27 protein-coding genes are annotated in these 26,326 nt (G+C 70.4%); 12 read left to right on the top strand and 15 right to left on the bottom strand.

The window, feature by feature from the left end:
- Positions 1–73 precede the first annotated feature (73 nt).
- The 3 genes from ACFSCV_RS18605 (at position 74) to ACFSCV_RS18595 (ending at position 2,157) form a co-directional block, all read left to right on the top strand.
- Complete coding sequence (locus ACFSCV_RS18605) at positions 74–577, top strand: RDD family protein (RefSeq protein WP_378801072.1); 504 nt, start codon at positions 74–76, stop codon at positions 575–577.
- Positions 578–651: 74 nt separating this feature from the next.
- Positions 652–1,401: an arginyltransferase gene (locus ACFSCV_RS18600; RefSeq protein ID WP_378801071.1), complete on the top strand. Its 750-nt coding sequence runs from the start codon at positions 652–654 to the stop codon at positions 1,399–1,401.
- An 87-nt stretch (positions 1,402–1,488) separates the two neighbouring features.
- The gene (locus ACFSCV_RS18595; RefSeq protein WP_378801070.1) at positions 1,489–2,157 is read left to right on the top strand and encodes a MarC family NAAT transporter; all 669 of its coding nucleotides are present in this window, start codon (positions 1,489–1,491) and stop codon (positions 2,155–2,157) included.
- 282 nt (positions 2,158–2,439) lie between these two features.
- Here the strand turns inward: ACFSCV_RS18595 and parC are convergent, their stop codons facing one another.
- The 3 genes from parC to ACFSCV_RS18580 form a co-directional block, all read right to left on the bottom strand.
- Positions 2,440–4,680 (bottom strand): DNA topoisomerase IV subunit A, encoded by a 2,241-nt coding sequence (parC, locus tag ACFSCV_RS18590; RefSeq protein ID WP_378801069.1) that lies wholly within the window; start codon positions 4,678–4,680, stop codon positions 2,440–2,442.
- A 75-nt stretch (positions 4,681–4,755) separates the two neighbouring features.
- Entirely contained in the window at positions 4,756–5,487 is a 732-nt protein-coding gene (gene recO / locus ACFSCV_RS18585; protein WP_378801068.1) for a DNA repair protein RecO, read from the bottom strand.
- 31 nt (positions 5,488–5,518) lie between these two features.
- Positions 5,519–5,869: a winged helix-turn-helix transcriptional regulator gene (locus ACFSCV_RS18580; protein WP_378801067.1), complete on the bottom strand. Its 351-nt coding sequence runs from the start codon at positions 5,867–5,869 to the stop codon at positions 5,519–5,521.
- A gap of 106 nt (positions 5,870–5,975) precedes the next feature.
- Here ACFSCV_RS18580 and ACFSCV_RS18575 point away from each other — a divergent pair, with 106 nt between their 5' ends.
- The 3 genes from ACFSCV_RS18575 to ACFSCV_RS18565 all read left to right on the top strand — a co-directional run bounded on the left by ACFSCV_RS18575 (position 5,976) and on the right by ACFSCV_RS18565 (position 8,607).
- Positions 5,976–6,995, top strand: a complete 1,020-nt coding sequence (locus tag ACFSCV_RS18575; RefSeq protein WP_378801066.1) for a zinc-binding alcohol dehydrogenase family protein — start codon at positions 5,976–5,978, stop codon at positions 6,993–6,995.
- Between the two features lie 103 nt (positions 6,996–7,098).
- Complete coding sequence (locus ACFSCV_RS18570) at positions 7,099–8,004, top strand: cation diffusion facilitator family transporter (RefSeq protein ID WP_378801065.1); 906 nt, start codon at positions 7,099–7,101, stop codon at positions 8,002–8,004.
- A 165-nt stretch (positions 8,005–8,169) separates the two neighbouring features.
- Positions 8,170–8,607, top strand: coding sequence for a DUF2147 domain-containing protein (locus ACFSCV_RS18565; RefSeq protein WP_378801064.1), 438 nt, complete (start codon positions 8,170–8,172; stop codon positions 8,605–8,607).
- A gap of 4 nt (positions 8,608–8,611) precedes the next feature.
- Here the strand turns inward: ACFSCV_RS18565 and ACFSCV_RS18560 are convergent, their stop codons facing one another.
- Positions 8,612–9,058: a MarR family winged helix-turn-helix transcriptional regulator gene (locus ACFSCV_RS18560; RefSeq protein WP_378801063.1), complete on the bottom strand. Its 447-nt coding sequence runs from the start codon at positions 9,056–9,058 to the stop codon at positions 8,612–8,614.
- Between the two features lie 82 nt (positions 9,059–9,140).
- Between ACFSCV_RS18560 and ACFSCV_RS18555 the strand changes: the two genes are divergently transcribed.
- Positions 9,141–9,863, top strand: a complete 723-nt coding sequence (locus tag ACFSCV_RS18555; protein WP_378801062.1) for a DUF1428 domain-containing protein — start codon at positions 9,141–9,143, stop codon at positions 9,861–9,863.
- Positions 9,864–9,930: 67 nt separating this feature from the next.
- Here ACFSCV_RS18555 and ACFSCV_RS18550 read toward each other — a convergent pair whose 3' ends face one another.
- The 3 genes from ACFSCV_RS18550 to ACFSCV_RS18540 all read right to left on the bottom strand — a co-directional run bounded on the left by ACFSCV_RS18550 (position 9,931) and on the right by ACFSCV_RS18540 (position 12,366).
- Positions 9,931–10,530: an ASCH domain-containing protein gene (locus ACFSCV_RS18550; protein ID WP_378801061.1), complete on the bottom strand. Its 600-nt coding sequence runs from the start codon at positions 10,528–10,530 to the stop codon at positions 9,931–9,933.
- A gap of 7 nt (positions 10,531–10,537) precedes the next feature.
- The gene (gene eno / locus ACFSCV_RS18545) at positions 10,538–11,821 is read right to left on the bottom strand and encodes a phosphopyruvate hydratase (protein WP_378801060.1); all 1,284 of its coding nucleotides are present in this window, start codon (positions 11,819–11,821) and stop codon (positions 10,538–10,540) included.
- A gap of 146 nt (positions 11,822–11,967) precedes the next feature.
- Positions 11,968–12,366, bottom strand: coding sequence for an Ivy family c-type lysozyme inhibitor (locus tag ACFSCV_RS18540; protein WP_378801059.1), 399 nt, complete (start codon positions 12,364–12,366; stop codon positions 11,968–11,970).
- Between the two features lie 125 nt (positions 12,367–12,491).
- Between ACFSCV_RS18540 and queF the strand changes: the two genes are divergently transcribed.
- Both queF and ACFSCV_RS18530 read left to right on the top strand, forming a co-directional pair.
- Entirely contained in the window at positions 12,492–12,938 is a 447-nt protein-coding gene (gene queF / locus ACFSCV_RS18535; protein ID WP_378801058.1) for a preQ(1) synthase, read from the top strand.
- A 192-nt stretch (positions 12,939–13,130) separates the two neighbouring features.
- A complete protein-coding gene (locus ACFSCV_RS18530; RefSeq protein ID WP_378801057.1) occupies positions 13,131–14,153 on the top strand; it encodes a hypothetical protein in 1,023 nt (340 codons plus the stop codon).
- 118 nt (positions 14,154–14,271) lie between these two features.
- On the opposite strand, the gene kdsA is transcribed toward ACFSCV_RS18530, so the two are convergent.
- From kdsA to ACFSCV_RS18505, 5 genes are all read right to left on the bottom strand, one after another.
- Positions 14,272–15,117, bottom strand: coding sequence for a 3-deoxy-8-phosphooctulonate synthase (kdsA, locus tag ACFSCV_RS18525; protein WP_378801056.1), 846 nt, complete (start codon positions 15,115–15,117; stop codon positions 14,272–14,274).
- Positions 15,118–15,271: 154 nt separating this feature from the next.
- A complete protein-coding gene (locus ACFSCV_RS18520; protein ID WP_378801055.1) occupies positions 15,272–16,081 on the bottom strand; it encodes a VOC family protein in 810 nt (269 codons plus the stop codon).
- Positions 16,082–16,092: 11 nt separating this feature from the next.
- On the bottom strand, positions 16,093–17,571 hold the full coding sequence (gene gatB / locus ACFSCV_RS18515; RefSeq protein ID WP_378801054.1) for an Asp-tRNA(Asn)/Glu-tRNA(Gln) amidotransferase subunit GatB: 1,479 nt from the start codon (positions 17,569–17,571) through the stop codon (positions 16,093–16,095).
- A gap of 91 nt (positions 17,572–17,662) precedes the next feature.
- Positions 17,663–18,694 (bottom strand): sensor histidine kinase, encoded by a 1,032-nt coding sequence (locus ACFSCV_RS18510; RefSeq protein WP_378801053.1) that lies wholly within the window; start codon positions 18,692–18,694, stop codon positions 17,663–17,665.
- Entirely contained in the window at positions 18,691–19,020 is a 330-nt protein-coding gene (locus tag ACFSCV_RS18505; RefSeq protein WP_378801052.1) for a chorismate mutase, read from the bottom strand. The genes ACFSCV_RS18510 and ACFSCV_RS18505 overlap by 4 nt, the downstream gene beginning before the upstream one ends.
- Positions 19,021–19,140: 120 nt before the next feature.
- On the opposite strand from ACFSCV_RS18505, the gene ACFSCV_RS18500 reads away from it, so the two are divergent.
- Positions 19,141–20,961 carry an asparagine synthetase B family protein gene (locus ACFSCV_RS18500; protein ID WP_378801051.1) on the top strand — a complete coding sequence of 607 codons (1,821 nt, stop codon included), beginning with the start codon at positions 19,141–19,143 and terminating at the stop codon, positions 20,959–20,961.
- 21 nt (positions 20,962–20,982) lie between these two features.
- On the opposite strand, the gene gatA is transcribed toward ACFSCV_RS18500, so the two are convergent.
- From gatA to ACFSCV_RS18485, 3 genes are all read right to left on the bottom strand, one after another.
- Positions 20,983–22,461, bottom strand: a complete 1,479-nt coding sequence (gene gatA, locus ACFSCV_RS18495; RefSeq protein WP_378801050.1) for an Asp-tRNA(Asn)/Glu-tRNA(Gln) amidotransferase subunit GatA — start codon at positions 22,459–22,461, stop codon at positions 20,983–20,985.
- A 48-nt stretch (positions 22,462–22,509) separates the two neighbouring features.
- Positions 22,510–22,797, bottom strand: coding sequence for an Asp-tRNA(Asn)/Glu-tRNA(Gln) amidotransferase subunit GatC (gene gatC / locus ACFSCV_RS18490; protein WP_378801049.1), 288 nt, complete (start codon positions 22,795–22,797; stop codon positions 22,510–22,512).
- A gap of 102 nt (positions 22,798–22,899) precedes the next feature.
- Positions 22,900–23,652 (bottom strand): DUF502 domain-containing protein, encoded by a 753-nt coding sequence (locus ACFSCV_RS18485; RefSeq protein ID WP_378801048.1) that lies wholly within the window; start codon positions 23,650–23,652, stop codon positions 22,900–22,902.
- 89 nt (positions 23,653–23,741) lie between these two features.
- Between ACFSCV_RS18485 and ACFSCV_RS18480 the strand changes: the two genes are divergently transcribed.
- Both ACFSCV_RS18480 and ACFSCV_RS18475 read left to right on the top strand, forming a co-directional pair.
- A complete protein-coding gene (locus ACFSCV_RS18480; RefSeq protein WP_378801046.1) occupies positions 23,742–24,176 on the top strand; it encodes a YbaN family protein in 435 nt (144 codons plus the stop codon).
- A 145-nt stretch (positions 24,177–24,321) separates the two neighbouring features.
- Complete coding sequence (locus ACFSCV_RS18475) at positions 24,322–26,325, top strand: putative bifunctional diguanylate cyclase/phosphodiesterase (protein ID WP_378801045.1); 2,004 nt, start codon at positions 24,322–24,324, stop codon at positions 26,323–26,325.
- Position 26,326 lies beyond the last annotated feature (1 nt).

Genomic DNA, 26,326 nt, shown 5'->3' with positions numbered 1-26,326 from the left:
TTGCGGAGCCCCCCTTCCCGCACCACGTCTTGGTCTGCGGCGCTTCCGCCGCTGACGAGGACCGATCGCGACGATGACGACTTCCGCTCCGCTTCAGACGGCCGACGCGCGCCCTGTCGCCTATGAGCCGCTGTCCGACCCCCGTCTCTACGAAGGCGTGCTGAGCCGGCGCGTGCTGGCGTTCTGCGTCGACTTCGCCGTGGTGCTGACGCTGACGGCCGCCGCCAGCGTGGTGATCTTCTTCCTCGGCGTGCTCACCCTCGGGCTCGCCTGGCTGCTCTATGGCGGCGTGTTCTACGCCATGGCGATCCTCTATTCCGGCGCCACGCTCGGCGGCGACCGCGCCGCGACCTGGGGCATGCGGCTCACCGGCCTCACCTGCCGGCTGCAGGACGGGACGCGTCCGACCTTCCTGATCGCCGCGGCGCATGTGGTGTTCCTCTACTTCTCCATGACCTTCCTCACGCCGTTCGTGCTGCTGGTCGGCCTGTTCACCCAGCGCAAGCAGCTGCTGCACGACCTCATCCTGAGCACGCTGTTCGTCGACCGCGGACGGCTGGAGGGGCGCGGCGTCTGAGCCGCTTGTCGTTCCCGAACGCCTTGCTATCCTGATCGGGAGGCGGCTCGAGCGCCGCCTTCCGGGACCTCGTCTTGACCGCCCATTCGCGCAACACGCCGCAGTTCTACCTGACCGCGCCATCGCCCTGCCCCTATCTCAAGGGGCAGTTCGAGCGGAAGGTGTTCACCCATCTCGTCGGCGACGAGGCCGCCCAGCTCAACGACCTGCTGACCCATGGCGGCTTCCGCCGCAGCCAGACGATCGCCTACCGGCCGGCCTGCGAGACCTGCCGGGCCTGCGTCTCGGTCCGGGTGCGGGTCGACGCCTTCGAATGGACCAAGGCCTTCCGGCGCAACCGGGCGCTGAACGCCGACCTCGTCGGCGTCGACAGCGGCGCGACGCCGACCTCCGAGCAGTACAGCCTGTTCCGCGCCTATCTCGACAACCGGCACTCCGACGGCGGCATGGCCGACATGACCGTGCTCGACTACGCCACCATGGTCGAGGACAGCCATGTGCGGACCCGGCTCGTGGAGTACCGCCGGCGCGGGCCCGACACCGCCGTCAACGGCCGCGGCGTCGGTCCGCTCTACGCGGTCGCGCTGGTCGACCGCCTCTCCGACGGGCTGTCGCTGGTCTATTCCTTCTACGAGCCCGAGGAGCGCGCCCGCGGCCTCGGCACGCACGTGATCCTCGACCATGTGGAGCGTGCGCGGGCGCTCGGCCTGCCCTACCTCTATCTCGGCTACTGGGTCGAAGGTTCGGCCAAGATGGACTACAAGCGCCGCTTCCGCCCGCAGGAGCATCTCGGCCCGGCGGGCTGGGAGCTGCGGGAGGACTGAAGCGGCGCCGCCTTCCGCGGCGCCTCGGCCGGACGTCCCGCTCCGGGCGGGCCGGCGGAGGCCCTCACCCGCGCTTTCGGAGGCGACGTGGAGTTCATATCGAACGCGATCAAATATGTGCCGGTGATCACGCTCGGCCTGCTGCCGATCATGAATCCGCTCAGCACGGTGCCGCTGTTCCTCACGCTCACCCGGCGCATGGCGCCCCACTGGCGGGCGCGTCAGGCGCGGCTCGCCTGTCTCTACGCCTTCCTGATCCTCGCGGCGTTCCTGTTCCTCGGCAACGGCATCATCGCGCTGTTCGGCATCTCGCTGCCGGGCATCCGCGTCGCGGGCGGGCTCATCATCATGGTGCTCGCCTTCCGCATGCTGTTCTCGGGCCAAGGCCAGGAAGAGCCGGTCGACGCGGGCGAGGCGGAGGAGATCAAGCAGGCCGAACTGGACTTCTCGTTCTCGCCGCTCGCCATGCCGAGCCTCGCCGGGCCGGGCTCGATCGCGGTGGTGATGAGCTACGGCTCGCAGATCCCCGAGGGCCATTCCGTCGACGGCCACATCATCGTGCTGATCGGCGTGGGCCTGACCGTCGCGATCGCCTACCTGGCGCTGGTCTTCTCGAACTGGATCGCGCGCTTCCTCGGCGAGCACGGCATCCAGGCCATCACAAAGATCATGGGCTTCCTGCTCACCTGCGTCGCCGTGCAGTTCATCGCCTCGGGCGTGCGCGAATTCGTGGTGAGCTTCAGCGCCGCGGCCTGAGGCCAGGGGCCTTCACGCCCGACCCGCCGTCATGGACCGGCTCGACCGGACTATCCATGCCCGGCGTGACGCTCGATGGGTCCTCCGGTCAAGCCGGAGGACGACGAGCTCCGTTCGGCGAGCCTCGGCGATACGCGATGTTCGGGACCGTCGGCCTGACGCGGTGGTTGAGGCGGCTCCCGGATCGTTCGTGTCGAGCAGTCCGCGGGAGCCGCCTCGGCCGCAGCCACGGGCCAACCCTCGCGGCGCAGGGTTAACGAAAGATTAACGCGCCCCGCCCGGCTACCCGCCGAACCGGTTCGACTTCGGGAAGCCGTGCGGCGGCAGCCGGCCCGCCTCGGCGCGGTTGCCGAGCCAATCGCGCAGCTCGTCGCCCTTCACAAGCCGCGCCACGCCGCCGTTGGTGGTGAAGCTCAGACCCTCGGCGAGCGCGAACACCTTGGCGTCGGAGACGCCGCCGTCCTTGTAGCGCTGCAGGCGCACGCCCGCGCCCCGCGCCATCTCGGCGACCTGCGCGAGCGGGAACAGCAGCAGCTTGCGGTTCTGGCCGACGATCGCGACCGTGTCGCCCTCGGCCTCGGCGAAACGCAGCACCCGCGCCGCGTCCAGATTGACCACCTGCCGGCCCTTGCGGGTGGAGGACAGCAGCTGGTCCTCGCTCGTGACGAAGCCGCGCGCCTCGGTGGTGACGATCAGCCGCTTGCGGCCGGCCTTGTGCGCGAACACGTCGACGATGTCGGCGCCGTCGTCGAAGTCCACCATCAGCCGGATCGGCTCGCCGGCGCCGCGCCCGCCCGGCAGCTTGGCGGCGTCGAGCGTGAAGGTCTTGCCGTTCGACGTGACCACGATCAGCTTCGCGGTCGTCTCGGTCGGGAACGACAGCATCAGCGCGTCGTCGGCCTTGAAGGTCAGGCCGGAGACGTCCGCCACATGGCCCTTGAGCGCGCGGATCCAGCCCTTCTGCGACACGACCACGGTGATCGGCTCGCGCTCGACGAAGGCGTCGGCGACGTCGGCCGCCGCGGCGGAGGGCGGCGCCTCGAAGGTCGTCCGGCGTTTGCCCAGCGCCGTGTCCGGCCCGAAGCTCTTGGCGAGCCCGTCCAGCTCCTTGCCCACGCGCTTCCACTGCCGCGCCTCGGAGCCGAGCAGCGTCCGCAGCTCCTCGCCCTCCTTGGTGAGCTTGTCGTGCTCGCGCCGGATCTCGATCTCCTCGAGCCTGGCGAGCGAGCGCAGCCGCATGTTGAGGATGGCGTCGGCCTGCAGCTCGGTCAGGTCGAACGCGGTCATCAGCTCGGCCTTCGGATCCTCGGCCTGGCGGACGATCCGGATGACCTCGTCGAGGTTGAGGAAGGCGATCAGGAAGCCGTCGAGCACTTCAAGCCGGCGGACGATCGCGTCGAGGCGGTGCTGGGACCGGCGCTGGATCACCTCGCGGCGATGGTCGAGCCACTGCCGCAGCGCGTCCTTCAGGCCCAGCACCATCGGGGTCTGGCCGCGGACGAGCACATTCATGTTGAGCGGGATGCGGGTCTCGAGCTCGGTGAGCTTGAACAGCGACTCCATCATCACGACGGGATCGACGTTGCGGGCCCGCGGCTCCAGCACCAGGCGGATGTCCTCGGTCGACTCGTCGCGCACGTCGGTGACGAGCGGCAGCTTGCGCTCGTTGATCAGCTCGGCGATGCGCTCCACCAGCCGGCTCTTCGGGACGAGCCAGGGAATCTCGGTCACGACCACGACCCAGGTCCCGCGGCCGAGGTCCTCGAGCTTCCAGCGCGCGCGGGTGCGGAAGGCGCCGCGGCCGGCGCGGTAGCTCTCCGCGATGACGGAGGGGCTGTCGACGATCACGCCGCCGGTCGGGAAGTCGGGGCCCTGCACATGGGCCAGCAGTTCCTCGAGCCCGGCCTCGGGATTCGCCAGCAGCACGCGCGCGGCGTCCACCAGCTCGGCGACGTTGTGCGGCGGGATCGCGGTCGCCATGCCGACGGCGATGCCCTGGCTGCCGTTCGCCAGCAGGTTCGGGAACGCGCCGGGCAGGACCACCGGCTCCTTCTCGGAGCCGTCATAGGTGTCGCGGTAGTCGACCGCGTCCTCGTCGAGCCCGTCGAGCAGCAGCCGCGCGACCTCGGTGAGGCGCGCCTCGGTGTAGCGCATCGCCGCGGCGTTATCGCCGTCGACATTGCCGAAGTTGCCCTGCCCCTCCACCAGCGGCCAGCGCTGGGCGAAATCCTGCGCCAGCCGCACCAGCGCGTCGTAGACGGACTGGTCGCCGTGGGGATGGTACTTGCCGATGACGTCGCCGACGACGCGGGCGCATTTCTTGAACGCCGCGCCGGGATCAAGCTTCAGCTCCCGCATCGCCCACAGCACGCGCCGGTGCACCGGCTTCAGCCCGTCGCGCACGTCGGGCAGCGCGCGCTGGGTGATGGTCGAGAGCGCGTAGGCGAGATAGCGCTCCTCAAGCGCCGAACGCAGCTCGACGGGGAGGACGCCGTCCTCGGGCGGGGTCACGATGTCGCTCATGCCCGAGGGTTAGGCGCTAAGCCGATTCGCGGCAAGACGCGCTTGGGCTTCGCCCACCGTTCCGGCGCGCTGTCGTCACCCGGTCCGCTTCCCGAGCGCCGCCATGTAGGCGGCCCGCGCGTCCGGCGGCCTCAGACCCCGCGGCGCCCATATGCGCTCTTCGAGAAAATGGCCGGTGATCGCGAAGCCGGCCGCTACGTCCTCGAACGTCGGTGAGGCGTTCGCGCCGGTCGCGTAGAGGAACGGCGGCAGCGCGAACAGCCGGTCGGCGTATGGCGCGCCGGCCTCGCGCCCGACCGCCCGGCCCGACTTCGGCGAGACATAGGCGAGGTCGTGGGTCGCGCCGGTCGCTGCGCAGGCCGAGAGGTCGAGGCCGAAGCCGAGCTCGGCCAGCACCGCGAGCTCCAGCCGCACGATCAGCGCGGGCGCGGCGGTCCGGTCGTCGAGATGGTCGGCCACCACCTCGGCGATCTCGTAGAGCGCCTCGTGCGGGTCGCGTTCGGGCATGAGGCGCAGCAGATGGCCGAGATGGCCGACGCCGTGGAGCGCGTCGGCGCGCTCCATCAGCCGGCCGGCGCGGCCCACCAGCGGCTCGACCGCGAAGGCGCCGAGATGGTCGTCGAGCCGGGCGCGCCAGGTCGCCCGCACGCTGTTGCCGGGCTGGAGCGTCGCCCTGAGCCGCCGGGACCGCCCGCCCCGCACCAGGCCGAGATGCCGGCCGTGCGCGCGCGTGAAGAGTTCGAGCACCACCGATGTCTCGCCGTGGCGGCGGACGCCGAGGATCAGGCCGTCGTCGGTCCATTGCATGGGCGGAGGATGGCGCCGGCCGGTCCCCGCGTCACGCGGCCTTCGCCGCGACGCCGGCGTGAGCGTCGCCCCAGGCCTTGAGCGCCATGACCACCGGCTCCAGCGAACGCCCGCGCTCGGTCAGGCTGTACTCCACCTTCGGCGGAACCTCGGGAAACACTTTCCGCGCGACGAAGCCGTCGGACTCGAGCTCCCGAAGCTGGGTCGTGAGCATCCGCGGCGTGACGCTCGGGAGGCGGCGACGGATTTCGTTAAAGCGCAGCGTACCCGAAAGCAGGTGATAGAGGATGACGCCCTTCCACTTGCCGTCGATGAACTGCAGCGTCGCCTCGACGGCGCAGCCCGGGGAGCAGTCGAGACGGTCGTGGCGGACGCGCGCCATCACGGTATCCTTTTCGACACTATAGGCGATTTATGTGCGTTCTTGCGGGTTACGCACATAAGCGGCATCTGGTCGGCACGCAAACGCCACGGCCGGAGAACGCATCATGCGCGCCATCGGATTCCAGTCCCCGCTCCCCATCGCCGAGCCTTCCGCGCTCGTCGACATCGAGCTTCCGGAGCCGTCGCCCGCCGGCCGCGACCTTCTGGTCGAGGTGCGGGCGATCTCGGTCAATCCCGTCGACACGAAAGTCCGCCGCTCCTTCACGCCCGCGGCCGGCGACTGGCGCGTGCTCGGCTACGACGCGGCCGGCGTGGTGGTGGCGACGGGCCCCGATGCGACCCTTTTCCGTCCGGGCGACGAGGTGTTCTACGCCGGCGCGCTGGAGCGCCAGGGCGCCAACGCCGAGCGGCATCTGGTCGACGAACGGATCGTGGGCCGGAAGCCCGCGTCGCTGTCCTTCGCGGAGGCCGCGGCCCTGCCGCTGACGACCATCACCGCCTGGGAAGCGATGTTCGACCGCCTCGACGTCGCGAAGCCCATCCCCGGCGCGGCTCCGGCGATCCTCATCATCGGCGGCGCGGGCGGCGTGGGCTCGATCGCCACGCAGCTCGCCCGGACGCTGACCGGCCTCACCGTGATCGCCACCGCGTCCCGCCCGGAGACACAGGACTGGGTCCGCGGCCTCGGCGCGCATCACGTGGTCGACCACAGCAAGCCGCTCGCGGCGGAAGTGGCGGCGCTCGGGATCGGCGCGCCGGGCTTCGTGTTCTCGACCACCAACACCGGCGACCATCTCGCGGAGATCGCGCAGCTGATCGCGCCGCAGGGCCGCTTCGCGCTGATCGACGACCCCGCGACCCTCGACGTCAATCCGTTCAAGCGCAAGAGCGTCTCGGTCCACTGGGAGTTCATGTTCACGCGCTCGATGTTCGGAACCGCCGACATCGCGGCCCAGGGCGAACTGCTGAACGAAGCGGCGCGTCTGGTGGACGAAGGCGCGCTCCGCACCACGGCGTCGGAGTCCTTCGGCGTGATCAACGCGGACAACCTCCGCCGCGCCCACGCCCTGATCGAGAGCGGGAAGGCCAAGGGCAAGATCGTGCTCGAAGGCTTCCCGGCTTAAGACCAGCGCCGGCGTCACGTTCTCGAAAGCGCGACGCTGTGCCCGCGCCACGGCGTCCGCGGCGCCCTTACTATGGCCTGTCCATCCAGAGGGATATGCGGGCATGCCGAAGCCGACCGAACAGACGGTCCTGAAAATCTCGATCGCGGCGACGGTCGGCATCGGGCTGATCGGCGTCGCCTTCGGCGTGCTGACGGGTTCGCTGTCGATCATGTTCGACGGCGTGTTCGGGGGCCTCGACGCGACGATGACCCTGCTTTCGCTGCAGGTGTCGCGGCTGATCGCGGGCGCGGCGAGCCGGCGATTCCAGATGGGGTTCTGGCACGTCGAGCCGCTGGTGCTCGCGATCAACGGCGGACTGCTGACGCTGCTCTGCGTCTACGCCTTCGTCAACGCGGTCGGCTCGCTGCTCGGCGGGGGCCACGCCCTCGCCTTCGACTGGGCGCTCGCCTACGCCGTCATCACGGTCGCGATCTGCCTCGGCATGCTGGTCTTCGTCCGGGGCGCGAACCGCCGGATCGGCTCGGCGCTGCTCGCGCTCGACGTCAAGAGCTGGCTGATGAGCTGCCTGATCAGCGCCTCGCTGCTGGCGGCGTTCCTGGTGGCGTGGGCGCTCGACGGCACGCGGTTCGCCCACTGGACGCCCTACGCCGACCCCGCGATCCTCGCCGTGCTGACGGCCTGCCTGATCCCCGTGCCGTTCACGACCGTGATCGCGGCGGTGAAGGAGGTGCTGCTCGTCGCCCCGCAGGAGCTCGACGCCCGCGTGCGCGCCGCGGCCGAGGCGGCGGTCGCTCGCCACGGCTTCGAGGGCGCGCGGACCTATGTGGCGAAGGTCGGCCGCTCGCAGGTGATCGAGATCTACCTGCTCGTGCCTGCGGGCCGCGCGATCGGGTCGATCGCCGAACTCGACGCCGTGCGCGAGGAGATCGGCGCGGCGATCGGCGGGGCCGGGCGCGACCGCTGGCTGACGATCGCCTTCACCGGCGATCCGAAATGGGCCGACTGAGCCTCGCCCCCGCGGCCGAAACTTCTTCCCCCTGCCCCATCCGAACGGCGGCTTTCTGCCGGCGCGAAGGCGGCGCATGATCCGGCTGCGTCTCCGGCATCAACCGCAGGCGCTGACCACCGCCGGCGCGAACGAACGGCGGGGCAAGACCGGGAGTGAACCGCCATGACGACTGACGCGACCCTGCGCGCCGCGAGGACGGGCTTCGCCGCTCTCGCCGCGCTGCTGATCTCGGGCGCAACGCCCGCGAGCGCCGACCCTGCAGGGCAATGGACCACCCCTAAGGCGCGCGTGAAGATCAGCGACTGCGGCGGCGCGCTCTGCGCCACCGTGATCGCGCTGAAGGAGCCCAACGACGAGGCCGGCCGCCCGAAGCTCGACCGCAACAATCCCGACAAGGCCAAGCAAGGCCGGCCGATCGTGGGCGTCTCGATCCTGACCGGCATGAAGCCGAACGGCGACCAGTGGCTCGGCCAGATCTACAACCCCGAGGACGGCCGCACCTACAAGGCCTACATGAAGGAGCAGGGCGCGAGCCTGCAGGTGCAGGGCTGCGCGCTCGGCGGCCTCGTCTGCAAGACGCAGGTCTGGAAGCGCGACTGACGCGTCACGCCAGCGCGGCGAGGCCTGCGCGCAGCGCGCCGGGATCGAACGCCTCCAGCGAACGGTCGATCTCGGCGTGCAGCTCCCGCCAGATCGGGGTCGCGGCGCGAAGCGCCTCGCGCCCGGCCTCGGTGAGCGTCAGCCGCCGGCCGCGGCGGTCGTCCGGATCGACGCTCGTCACGAGCAGGCCGCGCCGCTCCAGCGGCTTGAGGTTGGCCGTCAGCGTGGTGCGGTCCATGGCGAGCAGCCGGGCGACGGAGCCGATCGACGGCGGCGTCTCGCGGTTGAGCGAGGTCAGCAGCGAGAACTGACCGTTCGTCAGGCCCGTGGGGCGCAACGCCTCATCGAACCGCCGCGCCAGCGCCCGCGCGGCCCGGTTCGCGGCCAGGCACAGGCAATGGTCGCGGATGAACAGCGTGGTCTGGAACGTGACGTCTTCGCGCTTTGACATGAGTTAATTATGTTGATATCAACTTATTAAGTCAAGGGCGCCGGAACGCCGAGAAACGCAACCGACTCCGAGGAAAATCGCCATGTCGTCCTATCTCGAAGGTTTCGTCGTCGCCGTCCCCGCCGCCAACAAGGAGGCCTATCGCGCCCTCGCCGCGCGCTGCGCGCCGCTGTTCCGGGAGTTCGGCGCCACCCGGCTGGTGGAGGCCTGGGGCGACGACGTGCCGGACGGCAAGCTCACCGACTTCAGGGGCGCGGTGAAAGCCAAGGACGACGAGGTCGTGGTGTTCTCGTGGATCGAGTACCCGTCGCGGGCCGTCCGCGACGAGGCGCAGAAGAAGATCGTGGAGGATCCACGCATGAAGGAGATGGGCGTCGAGATGCCGTTCGACGGCATGCGCATGATCTTCGGCGGCTTCGCCCCGCTCGTGGACGACCGCCGGCCGGGCGAAACCGGATATGTGGACGGCATGGTCGCTCCGGTGCCGGCGGCGCGGCGCGACGACTATCTGGCCCTGTGCCGCACGCATGCCGCCATGTTCGCCGAGCACGGCGCGATCCGGGTGATGGACGCCTGGGGCGACGACGTGCCGGACGGCAAGGTCACCGACTACAAGGGGGCGGTGAAGGCCGAGGACGGCGAGGTCGTGGCGTTCTCGTGGATCGAGTGGCCGTCGAAGGCCGCGCGCGACGAGGGCTGGGCCAAGGCGATGGCCGACCCGAGGATGGGGCCGAAGGCCGGCCCGCTGCCCTTCGACGGCAAGCGCCTGATCCATGGCGGCTTCGCGCCGATCGTCGACGCCTGAGCGTCGCGCCGGGAGCGCGCGTCCCCACCTTCCCGGCGGGAACGGAAGCGGCGGCCGCGCTGCCGTCCTAGCCGCGCTCGGAACGAGCGGCGGCGAGGCGATCGAGCGCCGCGTATCCGCGCGGCGAGAGCCGGTAGCCGAGGTCGAGGCTTTCCGTCAGGCCAAGCTCCTTGAGCTTGCGCACGTCGCGCTTGAAGTCTGGCGTCGAGCGCCCGAGCGCGCCGGCGAGATCGGCCGCGCGGGTCTCCGGGCGCAGCCTGATGATCTCCAGCGTCGCCATCGTCCAGGCCCCGTCCCGCGCGGCCCGGTCAAGTCTCGCGAGCGCCGCGGCCAGATCCGCGAGATCATCCGCGCCGAGCGCGTCGTCGCGCCTCAGGCCTTCGCGCGGGTCGGCCCCGGCGAAGCGCAGCGCGATGCGGTGGAGCGTCCGCCCTTCGCCCGCCCGCAGGTCGCGGAACAGGCGCTCGCGCGACGGAAAGCCGGCCGCCGCGGCCTCGTCCTCGCTGACGTCGTCGTCGCCGATCGGGACGACCGAGACGATCTCGACGACGCCTATGGCGGTCCTGAGCCGCGTGCCGGCCTTGACCGTCGGCCGGGTCCAGCGACGGAACGCGAGCGTCACCGTCCCGGAGGCGATGCGCTCGAGATCCGCGCGCCGGATCAGCATGTCCGGATCAGGCGAGCGCCTTGAGCGCGCCCCGGCCCGCGTACTGAGCGACCGTGCCGAGTTCCTGCTCGATGCGCAGGAGCTGGTTGTACTTGGCGATCCGGTCGGAACGGGCGAGCGAGCCGGTCTTGATCTGCCCGCAATTGGTCGCGACCGCGAGGTCGGCGATCGTGGAGTCCTCGGTCTCGCCCGAGCGATGGGACATCACGGCCGTGTAGCCGGCGCGGTGGGCCATGTCGACGGCGGCGAGCGTCTCGGTGAGCGAGCCGATCTGGTTCACCTTCACCAGGATCGAGTTCGCGACGCCCTTGCGGATGCCCTTCGACAGGCGCTCGACATTGGTCACGAACAGGTCGTCGCCGACGAGCTGGCACTTGGTCCCGACCAGCTCGGTCACGGCCTTCCAGCCCTCCCAGTCGTCCTCGGCCATGCCGTCCTCGATCGAGACGATCGGGTAGTTTTTGACGAGCTTGGCGAGGTACTTGGCCTGCTTCTCGGGATCGCGGGTCTCGCCCTCGCCCTCGTAGACGTATTTGCCGTCCTTGAAGAACTCGGTCGCGGCGCAGTCGAGCGCGATGTAGACGTCCTTGCCCGGCTTGAAGCCGGCCTTGTCGATCGCCTTCATGACGAAGTCGAGCGCGACTTCCGCGGAGGCGAGGTTCGGCGCGAACCCGCCCTCGTCGCCGACGTTGGTGTTGTGGCCGGCGTCCTTGAGCTGCTTCTTCAGCGTGTGGAAGATCTCGGCGCCGGTGCGCAGCGCTTCCGAGAAGCTGTCCGCGCCGACCGGCATGATCATGAATTCCTGGAAGTCGATCGGATTGTCGGCGTGGGCGCCGCCGTTGACGATGTTCATCATCGGCACCGGCAGCACGCGGGCCGAGGTCCCGCCGACATAGCGGTAGAGCGGCGTTCCGGACGCCTCGGCCGCGGCCTTGGCGACGGCGAGCGAGACGCCGAGGATGGCGTTGGCGCCGAGGCGGGCCTTGTTCGGGGTGCCGTCGAGCGCGATCAGCGCCTCGTCGATCTTGACTTGGTCCTCGGCGTCGAAGCCGCCGATCGCGTCGAAAATCTCGCCGTTGACCGCGTCGACCGCCTTGGTGACGCCCTTGCCAAGATAGCGGCTCTTGTCGCCGTCGCGCAGCTCCACCGCCTCATGGGCGCCGGTCGAGGCGCCAGAGGGCACCGCGGCCCGGCCGAGCGAACCGTCCTCGAGGACGACGTCGACCTCGACGGTCGGATTGCCGCGGCTGTCCAGGATTTCGCGGGCGAGGATGTCGACGATGGCTGTCATGGAAGGAGGGCTCCGGCTTCGGCGCGGCGGGTTCGGAAGGCTGTCGGGACGACGGACAGAAATTCCTGACAGCCTCTAGCCCAAGGTTCGCCACGCGGAAAGCCGTCGCGGCGCCGCGTGCGACGAAGAATGCGCGGCGGGCGTCGTTACGGCTGCTGGGTCTCGACCAGCGCCTTGCGCTCGGCAGGCGTCGGCGACCCGAAGAACTCGGGCCCGCTCGCCGTGATCAGCAGCCCGACGGCGAAGGCGCCGTCGGCCGAGAACAGCACCTTGAACTGGTTGTTCATGCAGGCGTTCTGCTTGCAGATGAAGCCGATCTCGCGCCGCTGGCCGGCGACCTCCACGATCCGGCTCGGTCCGCTCGGACCCTTGAGCTCCCTGACCCAGGCGACATGCGCCGGAGCGCCCGCCAGCATCGTCTTCATGGCCTCCGCCTGCGGCCCGCCGGCGAGGATGTCGGGCAGGTAGCGGCCGCCTTCCGCCGCCGCGAACGACGCGGGCGCGCATATCAGCAGGGCGGCGGCGAACAGCAGGCGGAACGGCATGGCGACCTCCGATTTTCGGGACGCGGATATGAAATCGCGCCGCCGGGCGTGACAAGCGTCCGCGGAGACCGCACAGGCTGGTCCGCAAGCGTTACGCTCCCGACCCCTCACGGCATACCGAGACCATGACCGACCTGCAGCTTGGAAAACCGACCCCCCTGCCCGCCTCCCCCGAGGAAGCGGCGCTCGACCGCGTGCCGAACCCGCACCCGGACGTGAACTACGTCACCCGCTTCACCGCGCCCGAGTTCACCTCGCTCTGCCCCGTCACCGGCCAACCGGACTTCGCGCATCTCGTCATCGACTACGTCCCCGACCAGTGGCTGGTCGAATCGAAGGCGCTGAAGCTCTACCTCGGCTCGTTCCGCAACCACGGCGCCTTCCACGAGGACTGCACGGTCGCCATCGGCAGGCGGCTCGTCGAGGAGCTGAAGCCGCGCTGGCTGCGCATCGGCGGCTACTGGTACCCGCGCGGCGGCATCCCGATCGACGTGTTCTTCCAGGTCGGCGAGCTGCCCGCGGGCGTCTGGGCGCCGGATCAGGGCGTCGCGCCCTATCGCGGCCGCGGCTGACCTCGAACCGCTCCAATCATGGCCGCGGCGGGGCGGCGGCTTCGTCACGAAACCGTCGCAGCTCGGCGCTCGCGCCGAGAACCTGAACGCCTGCGACTCGCATCGTCAAGCGCCTCCGAAACGCCTCACGCGCCCCCCACCTTCTCCGGCGAATCGAAACGCCCCGAGCCCTGCCCCCGGAGGTCGCGCCAAATGCCCAGTCCCGACGCGTCCGCCCGTCCCCACGACGTGCTGATCATCACCAACGGCGACAGCGCCGTGGCCCGTCTGGAGGAGGCGCAGATCGCCGGCGCCATCCTGCCGTGGCGGGACGTGCTGCACGACGGCCCGGCGCCCGCGACCGACAGCCTCGAGCAGCTTTCGGAGATCCGCGCCGCGTTCATCTCCGCCGATCTCGGCCTGCCGGCCGGCGAGATCGCGACCGAGTTCGCCTCCCGCGACGCCGCGGTCCGCGGCCACGCCGGTTTCGCCCGCGTCGAGATCTGGCTCGAGCACGACCTCTACGACCAGCTTCAGCTGATCCAGATCCTCGACTTCTTCCGCGCCGAGGAGCGCACCGAGGGGCTCTACCTCGTGCAGGCGGACGACTATCTCGGCCTTCAGGGGCCGGACGCGATGCGCCGCCTCGCCGGCCGCGCCGCGCCGGTGACGGCCGAGCAGTTCGCGCTCGCCGGCCGCGCCTGGAAGGCCTTCACCGCGCCGACGCCCCACGCGCTGGCGCGGCTCGCGGACGACTCCGCGGACGCCCTGCCGCATCTCGCCCCGGCGCTGCGGCGGCTGCTGGCGGAGCTGCCCGACCCGATCCGCGGCCTGACCCTGACCGAGGAGCGCGCGCTGGCCGGCCTCGTGGACGACGAGCCGACCACCGGCGAGCTGTTCCGCCACGTCACCGAGCAGGACGAGGCGCAGTTTCTCGGCGACGCCAGCTTCTTCCGCCGGCTCGACGGGCTGGCCTTCGCCGACGAGCCGCTGATCGAAGGCCTGCCGGGCCCGTCGCCGCTCTATTGCGGCCTGGGCTCCGGCCCGAAGCTCGGCTACGCCGACTACGCCCGCGCCCGGCTCAAGCTCACGCCGGCCGGACGCGGCGTGCTGTCGGGCCGGCTCGACCACCGCGTGCTCAACCGCGCCGACCACTGGGTCGGCGGCGTCCACGTCTCGCCGGCCGCGCTGATCCGCTACGACCGCGCGCACGGACAGCTCGTGGCGCAGGATTGAGGGGGGACGTCGTCCTCCGGCTTGACCAGAGGACCCAGCGGCGACGTAGCGCTCGACGCCGGACATGGATGGTCCGGTCAAGCCGGCCATGACGGCGCGTTTTATGGCTGACGGCGGATCAAGCCTTCGCCAGCCGGTCGAACGCCATCAGGCGCTCCAGCAGCGCCGGCATCTCCTTCAGCGGCACCATGTTCGGGCCGTCGGAGGGGGCGTGGTCGGGGTCGGGGTGGGTCTCGATGAACACGCCGGCGACGCCGACCGCGACCGCGGCCCGCGCCAGCACCGGCACGAACTCGCGCTGGCCGCCGGAGGACGTTCCCTGCCCGCCCGGCTGCTGCACGGAGTGGGTGGCGTCGAAGATCACCGGCGCGCCGGTCTTCGCCATCTCGGGGAGCGCGCGCATGTCGGAGACCAGCGTGTTGTAGCCGAAGGACGCGCCGCGCTCGGTCAGCAGCACGTTCGGGTTGCCGGCGCCCACGAGCTTCGCGACCACGTTCTTCATATCCCAGGGCGCGAGGAACTGGCCCTTCTTCACATTGACCACCCGGCCCGTGGCGGCGGCCGCCAGCAGCAGGTCGGTCTGGCGCGACAGGAAGGCCGGAATCTGCAGCACGTCCACCACCTCGCCCACGGCCGCGCACTGGTGGGCGTCGTGCACGTCGGTCAGCGTCGGCAGGCCGAGGCTCTCCTTGATCTCGGCGAACACGGGGAGCGAGGCCTCGAGCCCCATGCCGCGCTGGGCGGTGGCGCTGGTGCGGTTCGCCTTGTCGAACGAGGTCTTGTAGATCAGCCCGATCCCGAGCCTATCCGTGATCTCCTTCAGCGCGGCCGCGACCTCGAGCGCGTGGGCGCGGCTCTCCATCTGGCAGGGGCCGGCGATCAGCGCGAGCGGCAGATCGTTTCCGAAGCGGACGGAGCCGACCTCGACGACGGCGGCGGGACGGGGCTCAGCGGGTGCGTTCATGGCCGTTCTTTGCGAGACGCGCCGTCATGCCCGGCGATCAGCCGGGCATCCACGACTTGGGGGCGTAGCGCTCGGCGTCGAAGTCGTGGATGCCCGGGACAAGCCCGGGCATGACGTCGAGCATTTGATCCGCGTCGGCTTATCAGCCTTGGGCTCAGGCTTCCAGAACCAGCGTGAGACCAAACAGGCGCTCGTCCGGAACGATCGTCGCCGCAGCCTCCGGAACCTTGAGCCGCAGCGCCGACAGCCGGAGCTCCGGCCCCGCCGCGACGGAGAGCCCCGTCCGGCGGACGTAGGCGTCGTCGGTCAAGACCTCGATCTCCCCGCGCGGAGTTTCGAAGGCGAGCCCCGACGAGGTTGCGCGAAAGGCGTCGACGCCGGTGAAGGCGCGCAGGAAGACGTGGTGGTCGGACGGGTTCTCCGCCGTCAGCACGACGCCCGCGACCGCGCGCGCGCCGTTCGGATGCGCCTGCGCGGCCTCGCTCCAGAAGTTTTCCGGCCGCTTCTGCTCGCAGGCGAAGAAGCACAGGTCCGGCGACGCCGGCTCGACGGCGAAGGCGAGCTCGAACGCCACCTCGACCGGAGACCCGTCCGGGCGGAAGCCGCGCCGCTCGAAGAAGAACGGCGCGAAATCGCCGACGCCCTTCCGGGCGTAGAGCGCGGCGTCAGCCCTAGCGTCGACGCTCTCCAGCGCCAGCCCCGAGGCCCCCTCGCCCGCCCGCGCCAGCCGGTCGCGATGGAACGCCGCGAAGGAGAAGAACCGCGGCCCATGGCCGGGGACGAGCGCGGGGTCCGCGACCGCCAGCAGCTCCACGAAGAAGCCGGGAAGCTGAACGATGCGGTTCTTGGTGCCGAACGGATGGCGGTTCTCGGGACCGACGCGGAAGCCGAGCGCCTCCCACGCCACGGCCGCGGCGTCGAGGTCGCGGACGAGGTGGACCAGGTGATCGAGGCCGCGCGGCATGGGCTTGGCCGTCAGATGCCGAGCTTGCGCTTGAGAATCTCGTTCACCGCCTGCGGATTGGCCTTGCCGCCGGAGGCCTTCATGACCTGGCCTACGAACCAGCCGATCAGCGTCGGCTTGGCCCGCGCCTGCTCGACCTTGTCGGGATTGGCCGCGATCACCTCGTCGCAGACCTTTTCGATCGCGCCGGTGTCGGTGACCTGTTTGAGCCCCCGGCTCTCCACTAGCTCGCGCGGGTCGCCGCCCTCGGTCCAGAGGATCTCGAACAGGTCCTTGGCGATCTTGCCGGAGATGACGTTCTCCGAGATCAGCCCGATCAGGCCGCCGAGCTGAGCGGCGGACACGGGGCTCGCCTCGATCGCGAGCCCTTCCTTGTTCAGCCGGCCGAACAGCTCGTTGATCGTCCAGTTCGCCGCGAGCTTGGGATCGCCGGCCTTCGCCACCGCCTCGAAGAAGTCGGCCGACTCGCGCTCCAGCGTCAGCACCATGGCGTCGTAGGGCGTCACGCCGTAGTCGGCGATGAAGCGCGCCTTTTTGGCGTCCGGCAGTTCGGGAAGCGCGGCCCTCAGCTCGTCCACCTCCGCCTGCTCCACGGTGAGCGGCAGCAGGTCCGGATCGGGGAAGTAGCGGTAGTCGTGCGCCTCCTCCTTGGAGCGCATCGACCGCGTCTCGCCCTTGTTCGGGTCGAACAGGCGCGTCTCCTGATCGATGACGCCGCCGTCCTCGAGGATTTCGATCTGCCGGCGGGCCTCGACCTCGATCGCCTGTCCGATGAAGCGGATCGAGTTGACGTTCTTGATCTCGCAGCGCGTGCCGAACGGCTGGCCGGGCTTGCGGACCGAGACGTTCACGTCGGCGCGCAGGTTGCCCTTGTCCATGTCGCCGTCGCAGGCGCCGATGTAGCGCAGGATGGTGCGCAGCTTGGTGACGTAGGCCTTCGCCTCCTCCGACGAGCGCAGGTCGGGCTTCGACACGATCTCCATCAGCGCGACGCCCGAACGGTTGAGATCGACGAAGGACGAGCGCGGATCGAGGTCGTGGATCGACTTGCCGGCGTCCTGCTCGAGATGGATGCGCTCGACGCCGACCGCGATCGTCTCGCCGTCGCCCATGTCGACCTTGACCACGCCCTCGCCCACGATCGGACTCTTGTACTGCGAGATCTGGTAGCCCTGCGGCAGGTCCGGGTAGAAGTAGTTCTTGCGGTCGAAGGTCGAGTTCAGGTTGATCTCGGCCTCGATCGCGAGGCCCGAGCGGATCGCCTGCCGCACGCATTCGCGGTTGAGGGTCGGCAGCATGCCCGGCATCGCGGCGTCGACCAGGCTGACATGGCTGTTGGGCGGCGCCCCGAAGCCGGTCGAGGCGCCCGAGAACAGCTTCGCCTCGGACGTGACCTGCGCGTGGATCTCGAGGCCGACGATCACCTCCCAGTCGCCGGTCGCGCCGGGGATGAGTTTGGAGCTCGCGGGCGTGCGGGAGGGAGCGTTCATCGGCAGGATCGCCTTCCGGCGCAGTTGGAGTTTTTTTCAGCGTCTTCCTAGCGCCTAGTCGCGGCGTAAGACAACGCCTCGACGCGGGCCGTCACGGAAGCCGGAAGCGCACCGTCGTGGCGACGCCCCGTCCTGGCTCGGACGACGCCTGGATCCTGGCCTTGACGTTGTCCTCGATCGAGCGGGCGATGAGGTATCCGAGCTTGCCGGGCTTCGGCCAGACCTCGTCGCCCATTCCCACGCCGTCGTCGACCACGGAGACGAGGCAGTCTCCGTCGCTCTCGCGCACGCAGCGCAGCGTCACCTCGCCCTCGTCGCGGCCGGCGAAGGCGTATTTCAGGGCGTTGGTGACGAGCTCGTTCACGAGCAGGCCAAGCGGCATCGCGACGTTGATCGAGGCGGGAATGACGTCGACCTGATGATTGAGCCTCACGCCCTCGACCGCCTGCGACTTCATCGCCGAACTCGCGATCTGGCTGAGATAGGAGCCGAGATCGACTTGGTCCTCGCCCTCGGCGAGCTGCTGGTACAGCAGCCCCAGCGTCTCCACGCGGCCGGCGAGCCGGTCGAAGCGGGCGTCCTTCTCGCGGCCTCCCGCCTTGCGCGTCTCCATGCGGATCAACGCCGTGATCATCTGGAGATTGTTCTTCACACGATGCTGAATCTCGCGGAGGAGCATGTCCTTCTCGCGCAGCTTCGCCTCGACGTCGCCGCCCGACAGCTCGACCAGCGCGACGATGCGGAACTTCGGCCGGCCGTCGTCGTCCTCGATCAGCGAGGCGTAGAGCTCCATGGGGACGCCTTCGGCGAAGGAGCCAATGAAGTTGCGCTCTTCGCGCACGGCTTCGGCGAAGGCCGGCCCCTCCTGACTCCGCCAGCGGGCGTTCAACGCTTCCCAGGGCTTGCGGACGACTTCGTCCTCGCCGACGCCCAGCCGCTCCAGAGCTTCGAGGTTTAGGTAGACGACCCGCTCGCCCGCCTCTGTGACCTCGCCGACGAGGATCGCGATCGGGACATGGTCCAGAAACTGTTTGAACTGATCGGACTCGAGCGCGTCGGCCAGAGCGGGCGTCGCGAGCAGCCTGTCCACATCCTCGGGCGGGCCGTGCCGATCGTCGGTCATGTCGCCGCCGCGCGTCCGGCGACCGCCTGCTCCATCAGCGTGCGTTCGTGCGCGATGAACTCGGCCATCATCGCGCGCCACAGCTTCTCGGCGAGGTCCGGGTCGAGCCCGTGCCGCTCACCGAGCGCGCGCGCGTTCCGGGCGACCTCCTCCACCCGCCAGGGCACCAGCGCGACCTCCGGGTCGTTCTTGATGCGCGCCGCCTCGGCGATGCAGTGGGCGCGCGCGGCCATCAGCGGCATCAGCTCCGCATCCAGCGCGTCGATCGCCGCGCGGACCTCGTCCATGGAGGCGTAGACGGGGCGTGGGTTGGGCGGTGGGGTCATGTGGCACTACAAAGGCATCGACTTGGTTTCGCCGCAGGCATACACGACGCGGGGCCCGGCGCAACGTCGGCGCCGCGCTGCGAAAGCGGCCGACCTGTGAGGCGCTGGAGGCTCGACGCGATGTGCGGACTTTTTTTCGTGGTGCGGCGGGACGGGCCGGTCGATCCGCAGCGCTTCGAACGCGCCTTCGCGACGATGTCTCACCGCGGACCCGACGCCACGCTGTGCCGCTACGGCGAAACGACGATCGACACGCCCGATGGACCGCGCGCCTTGTGGTGGGCGGCGGGGCACCACCGGCTGTCGATCCTGGATCTCGATCCCCGCTCGAACCAGCCGTTCGAGCGTGACGGCGCGCTGCTGGTCTACAATGGCGAAGCCTATGACTATGAGCGCCTGAAGGGCGAAGCGCCGTTCCACGGCGTCCGTTTCGACACGAGCGGCGACACCGAGGTCGTGTTCGAAGGCCTGAAGCGCGAAGGCCCGGACTTCGTCGCCCGCATCAACGGCATGTGGGCGCTGGCCTTCGCCGACTGGCGCGGCGGAGCCGTCCATCTGTCCCGCGATCGGTACGGCAAGAAGCCTCTGTTCTGGCGCATGGACAAGGACGCTTTCTGCGCGGCGTCGACCATCGGCGTGATCGACCGCTACCTCGGCCGCCCCGTCCGCCACGATCCCGGCGCGCTGGCCGCGTTCGTCGTCCACGGCGTCGCCTATCCCGGCGGCGAGCAGACGACCGCGCATGCGGACATCCGCCAGACGCCGCCCTCCGGCTCGCTCACGCTCGACCTCGCTGCGTGGCGCATGCGCGAGCGGCGTCATTTTTCCTTCGACGCCCCGAGCGGCTTCGATCCCGCCATGTCCCTGACCGACGCGCTCGCCGACGCGCTCCGGCTCCGGCTGGTGTCCGACCGACCCGTCGGGCTTCTGCTGTCGGGAGGCGTCGACTCCTCGCTCCTGCTGTCGATCGCGCACGCCACCGGCCGCGCGGACCAGCTCCGGTGCTTCATCGGCGACACCGGACGCTCGGAAGACGCCCAGTACGGGTTCGAAGCGGCGAAGGCCCTCGGCGTGAAGCCCGAGGTTCTCGACCTCGGCTATGGCGACGTGAGCTTCGCGCGGTTCCTCAAGATCTGCCGCCATCAGGAGAAGCCGTTCCCGCTGATCGGCAACGCCATGGCGATGGCGGAGATGTACGAGAAGGTCGCCGAGCACGGCATCCCCGTGGTGCTGGACGGCACCGGCGGCGACGAGGTCTTCGGCGGCTACTGGGACCGCTATTTCCCGTTCGCCGTCCGGGAAGCCTGGCGGCGCCGCGACTTCGGCTGGCTGTTCGGCGTCGCGCGCGCGGAGCCCCGGCGGCTGAAGGAGATGGCGGCGGCGATCGCCGGACGCCCGACCGACCGGGTGCGGCCGTTCCTGAAGACCGTGGCGCGCTTCGACGCCGATGCGCTGCCGTCGCCGAACCCGCTGTCGTCGAACGACCTCGGCTTTGACGCGGCGCTGCGGGCGGACGCCTCACGCGGACGTCTCGGCGAATGGCTCTGGCAGAACGACCGCAACGCCATGATGTCGTCGATCGAAAACCGCAGCCCCCTGCTCGACGTGCGGCTGACCGCGTTCCTCGGCGACGGCTACCGCCGCAAGTTCTCCGGCGCGTTCAACAAGGTGCGGCTGCGCGAATCGTTCGACGCGTTCCGCCGGCTGCCGACGCAATGGCGCGTGCAGAAACAGGGGTTCCGCTGGGATCGCCGGCGCTTCCTGCTGCAGAACCGCGAACAGGTCATCGACCTGCTAGCGGCGTCCGACGTCATCGACGCGATCGTCGACCGCCGCAGGTTCGTCGACGCGATCCGGGCGGACGAGGCCTCGCTCCGCTCCACCACCACGGCGCGCCTGCTGTCGGTCGCGGGCGTCGCGGAAGCGATGAACGCCGCCTGAGGCGCGGCGGTCAGCCGCCGCTCACCACCAGCGCTCGGGCGTGAAGCCGCCGCCGGCGGCGTCCTCGATCACGGCCGCGGTCGAGAACAGCGTCTCTTCGTCGAACGGGCGGCCGATGAGCTGCAGCGCGAGCGGCAGGCCGTCGGAGGACTTGCCCGCGGGAACGGCGACGCCCGGCAGGCCGGCCATGTTCACTGTCACCGTGAAGACGTCGTTGAGGTACATCTCCACCGGCGAGGCGTTCGCCATCTCGCCCACGCCGAAGGCCGCGGAGGGCGTCGCCGGCGTCAGGATGGCGTCGACGCCGCCCGCGAACACGGTCTCGAAGTCGCGCTTGATCAGGGTGCGGACCTTCTGCGCCCGGACGTAATAGGCGTCGTAGTAGCCGGCCGACAGGACGTAGGAGCCGATCATGATGCGGCGGCGCACCTCGGAGCCGAAGCCGGCCGCGCGGGTGTTCTCGTACATCTCGGTGATGTCGCGGCCCGCGACCCGCGCGCCGTAGCGGACGCCGTCGTAGCGCGCGAGGTTCGACGAAGCCTCCGCCGGCGCCACGATGTAATAGGCCGGCAGCGCGTATTTGGTGTGCGGCAGCGACACCTCGACGACCTCGGCGCCGGCCGCGCGCAGCCAGGCCGCGCCCTGCTCCCACAGCGCCTCGATCTCGGCGGGCATGCCGTCGACGCGGTATTCCTTCGGCAGGCCGATCCTCAGACCCTTCACCGAGCGGCCGACCGCGGCCTCGAAGTCCGGCACCTCGCGATCGGCCGAGGTCGAGTCGCGCGGGTCGTGTCCCGCCATGGCGCCGAGCAGGATCGCGGCGTCGCGCACGTCGCGCGCGATCGGGCCGGCCTGGTCGAGCGAGGAGGCGAAGGCGACGATGCCCCAGCGAGAGCAGCGCCCGTAGGTCGGCTTGATCCCGACCGTGCCGGTGAAGGCCGCCGGCTGGCGGATGGAGCCGCCGGTGTCGGTCGCGGTCGCGCCGAGCGCGATGCGGGCGGCGACGGCGGCCGACGAACCGCCGGACGAGCCGCCGGCGACGAGCGGCGCGTCCGATCCGGACCGGCGCCACGGGTTCACCGGCGCGCCGAAGGCCGAGGTCTCGTTCGACGAGCCCATGGCGAACTCGTCGTTGTTGAGCTTGCCCAGCATCACGGCGCCGGCGTCGCGCATCTTCTGCGTGACGAAGGATTCGTAGGGCGGCGTGAAGTCGCCGAGGATCCGGGAGCAGGCGGTGGTGCGGACGCCCGAGGTGCAGAACAGGTCCTTGACGCCGAGAGGCAGGCCCTCGAGCGCGCCGGCCTCTCCCTTCGCGATGCGGGCGTCGGACTCCGCCGCGCGGGCGAGCGCGACCTCCGGCGTCTCCAGCACATAGGCGTTGAGCGGACGGGCGGCCTCGATCGCATCGAGATAGGCGCGGGTCAGCTCGACGGCCGAAAAATCCTTGGCCGCCAGCTTGGTGCGCGCCTGGGCGAAAGTGAAATCGAGGAGATCGGACATCGATAAACCGTCAGTCGGCAGGTCGGGGCGCGGGACGAGAAGCGGGCGTCACTCGACGACCTTCGGCACGACGAAGAAATCGCCCTCGCGGGCGGGCGCGTTCGCCAGCACCCGTTCGGCGTTCTCGCCGTCGTTGACGACGTCCTCGCGCAGCCTGAGCCGCATTGGCGTCACGCTCGTCATCGGCTCGACGCCGTCGACGTCGAGCTCCGACAGCTCCTCGACGAAGGCGAGGATGGCGTCGAGCTCGGTCTTGAGCTTCGGGACCTCGTGATCCTCGACCGCGATGCGGGCGAGCTTCGCCACGCGGCGGACAGTGCTTTCGTCGACGGACATTGCGGCCTTGATCCAAGCGAGACGTGCGGCGGCCGCGGCGCCCAGGCGCCGGACCGCGTCGGGCTCTACCACGGCCGCGCGAACGCCCGCAACGCCGCGGCGTCAGCCCTGCGCCGCGACGATCTCCGGCTTGGCGCCGGCCGCGAGGTTGGGCGCCGGCGGCGGCGCCACGGGCGGCGCGGGCTCCTGCGGCTGGATGATGCCCATCGACATGATCAGCTTGAAGGCGTCGTCGGTGGTGACGTCGATCTCCGTCACCTTCGAGGCCTCCATCATCACGAGATAGCCGGTGGTGGGGTTCGGCGTGCAAGGCACGAACACGCAGACATGGTCCGCGCCGGGCAGGCCCGCGGCGAGCGCGCCGCGCGCCGGCTCGGTGATGAAGCACAGCGACCACAGCCCCGGCCCCGGCCATTCGATCAGGCCGACGCGGCGGAAGCTGGTGCCGTCCTGCTTGAACACTGTCTCGAAGATCTGCTTCACGCCCTTGTAGAGCGAACGCACGACCGGCATCCGGTTGAGCACCTGCTCCCCGGACTGCACGACGGTGCGGCCGACGAGGTTGGCGGCGAAGAAGCCAAGCACGGTGAGCCCGATGAAGGCCGCGAGCACGCCGAAGCCGGGCACCGCCACGGGCAGGTAGCTGTCCGGGTTCCAGGCCGGCGGAATCAGCGGCTTCACCCAGCCGTCGATCAGGCCGATCAGCCAGAGCGTGATCCAGATCGTGATCGCGACCGGACCCGCGACCACGAGGCCGGTGAGGAAGTAGGTGCGGATGCGCGCCCCGCCGCTCGGCTTCGGCGCGGGCGCTGGCTCGCCCAGCGCGGCGAGCGTCTTGTCGAGCGGTTCCGTCATGCGCGTCGGAGCTCCGTGCCGTGCGGCGGGGCGGCTTGAACAACTCCGTGCCGCGGCGCACAAATCAGCTCATAGCATGTGGAGCGGCGATGCGGCGAAACGAGGGAGCGGACGGTGAGCCCACGCCGCCGGGCGCAAGCCGCGCGGCCGCCGGGCGCGTCGCCCGCGGCGCGTGGATCGCGGCGGGCCTCGTCCTGGTCGGGCTCGGGATCGTCGGCCTCGTCCTGCCGGTGATGCCCGGAACCGTCTTCCTGATCGCCGCGGCCGCCTGCTTCGCGCGCGGCTCTCCGCGGCTGGAGCGCTGGCTGCTGACGCATCCCCGGTTCGGGCCGACCGTGGTCGCCTGGCGACGCGACGGCGTGATCCCGCTCCGCGCGAAGATGCTCGCCTTCGCCGGCATGGCGCTGTCGGTCGTGATCGTCGCCCTGTCGAGCGCGCCGCCGATCGCGCTCGCCTCGGCCGCGGCGCTGGTCGCGGCGGGCGCGCTTTACGTCGGAACGCGACCATCGACGCCGCGGCGATGACCATGGCCGCCGTCACCTCCGCGATCCGTGGGATCGCACGGGCTCCACGCGTGCAATTCGTCGGATGTTAACCTAAAGTCGTGATTGTATCGGCGCGAACGCCGCTAGGCTGTGGACGGCGCTCCAGCGTGGTGGAAACGACTGCATGCCCTGGTTGGAACGGAACGTCCAGGAGGCCGCTCCCGCCGTCGAGCCGCTGCCGCGGCTCATTCGCGCCGACCAGTTGGCGGCGGTGCGCCGCAGCGTCCTGATCTCGATTCCGGTGAACGTCGCGCTTGGCGCCACCGCCGCCCTGGTGGCGTGGCGCTCCGGCCATGCCGGCGCGGGCCTGATCTGGTTCGCGGCCTCCAGCGTCGTCAACGCGCTTCGGATCGTCCTGTGCCGTCTGCCGGAGCGGAGCGACGGCGACGCCCGCCTGCTCCGCCTGCCCGACGTGGATCAGCGGCTGCGGTTTCACTGGATCCTGGCGCTGTGCTCGGGGCTGGTCTGGGCCTGCATCCCGACGCTCAGCGACGGCTTCACCTCGCCGCAGACGCTGTTTTACCTCACGATCGTCTGCGGCATCACCGCGGGCGCCGTGACCCACGGCTTCGCCTATGCGCGCATTCCGATCTGCTTCATCACGCCGCCGCTGCTTTCGACGGTCGCCTGCCTCGTCGCCGCCGGCGGCTTCGACCGCAACTGCCTCGCCGCGACCGTGGTGCTCTATCTCGCGGCGCTGATCCGCTCCTGCCGCGAGAGCGAGCAGCAGGTCCGGGAATCCAGCCGGCTCAAGAACGAGGCGACGTCGCTCGCGCACTCGCTCGAGGTCGCGCGCGACCAGGCCACAACGGTCGCGGGCGAGATGCGCCGCAGGGCGTCGCATGACGGGCTGACCGGGCTGCTGAACCGCAGCGGCTTTCTGGAGGAGGCCGAGCGCCGGACGGCTCTCGCGCGGACGCCGCTCTGCCTGATGCTGCTGGACCTCGACGGCTTCAAGGCCGTCAACGACACCTACGGCCACAAGGCCGGCGACAACGTCCTGATCGAGGTCGCCCGCCGGCTTCAGATGACGCTGCCGTCCGACGTCGCGCTCGCACGGCTCGGCGGCGACGAGTTCGCCGTGCTCTACGAGCCGGAGGCGGGCGGAAATCCGCCGGCGATCGTGGCGCAGCAGCTCATCGCCGCCGTCTCGATTCCCTTCGCCGCGTTCGATTCCGGCCGCATCGGGGTCAGCATCGGCGTCCATGTCAGCGAGACACCCTCGATCGACGCGATGCTGAGCGCGGCCGACGCCGCCCTCTACGCCGCCAAGCTGTCGGGACGGAACCGCTTCTACCTCTTCGACGACGACCTCAGCGCCCGGCTCGACATGCGCCGCGACGTCGAGCGCGACCTCGCCCGCGCGCTCGCGCACAGGGAGGTGGAGGTCTGGTTCCAGCCCGTCATGGCGGACCGTGGGTCGCGCTTCGGCGGCTTCGAGGCGCTGGTGCGCTGGCGCCACCGGAAGCACGGATGGATCGCGCCGCACGAACTGGTGGCGACGGCCTCTCTCGCCGGCCTCGCCGAGCCGCTGATGCGCTTCATCCTCGGCGAGGTCTGCGCGATGATCCGCGCGCTCCGGTCGGCCGGGCACGCGAACGTGCGGGTGGCGATGAACGTCTCGCCGCGCGAGATGTCCCAGATCGCGGTGGACGAGCTCGTGCTGAGGGAGCTTCGGCGGCAGGGCGCCCCGCCCGCGATGCTCGAAATCGAGATCACGGAGGAGACGGCGCTCGACATCCAGGCGGTGCAGGGCAAGCTCACCGCGCTCGCGGAGGCCGGCGTCCGGATCGCGATCGACGATTTCGGCGTCGGCTACTCGTCGCTCGGCGCGCTGCGCCGCCTGCGCGTCGACCGGGTGAAGATCGACCGCTGCTTCGTCGACGGCATCGCCGCCTCGAGCGAGAACCGCATGCTGGTGCAGGCCATTCTGCGGCTCGGCGAGGCGTTCGGCTTCGAGGTCGTCGCGGAGGGCATCGAGCGGGCGGAGGACTTCGCCACCTTGAAGGCGCTCGGCTGCCCGGCGATGCAGGGCTATTACTTCGGCCACCCTGCGCCGGCGGAGGAGGCGTTCCTGCGCCTTGAGAGCGGCGAGGCCGCGCGGCGGCGGCTGAAGAACGAGCGCTGAG

This window comes from Methylopila henanensis, from assembly GCF_042681025.1.
GTDB classification, from domain to species: Bacteria; Pseudomonadota; Alphaproteobacteria; order Rhizobiales; family Methylopilaceae; genus Methylopila; species Methylopila henanensis.
The sequence above is the reverse complement of the archived record's forward strand: the minus strand, read 5'-3'. Positions and strand labels throughout refer to the sequence as shown.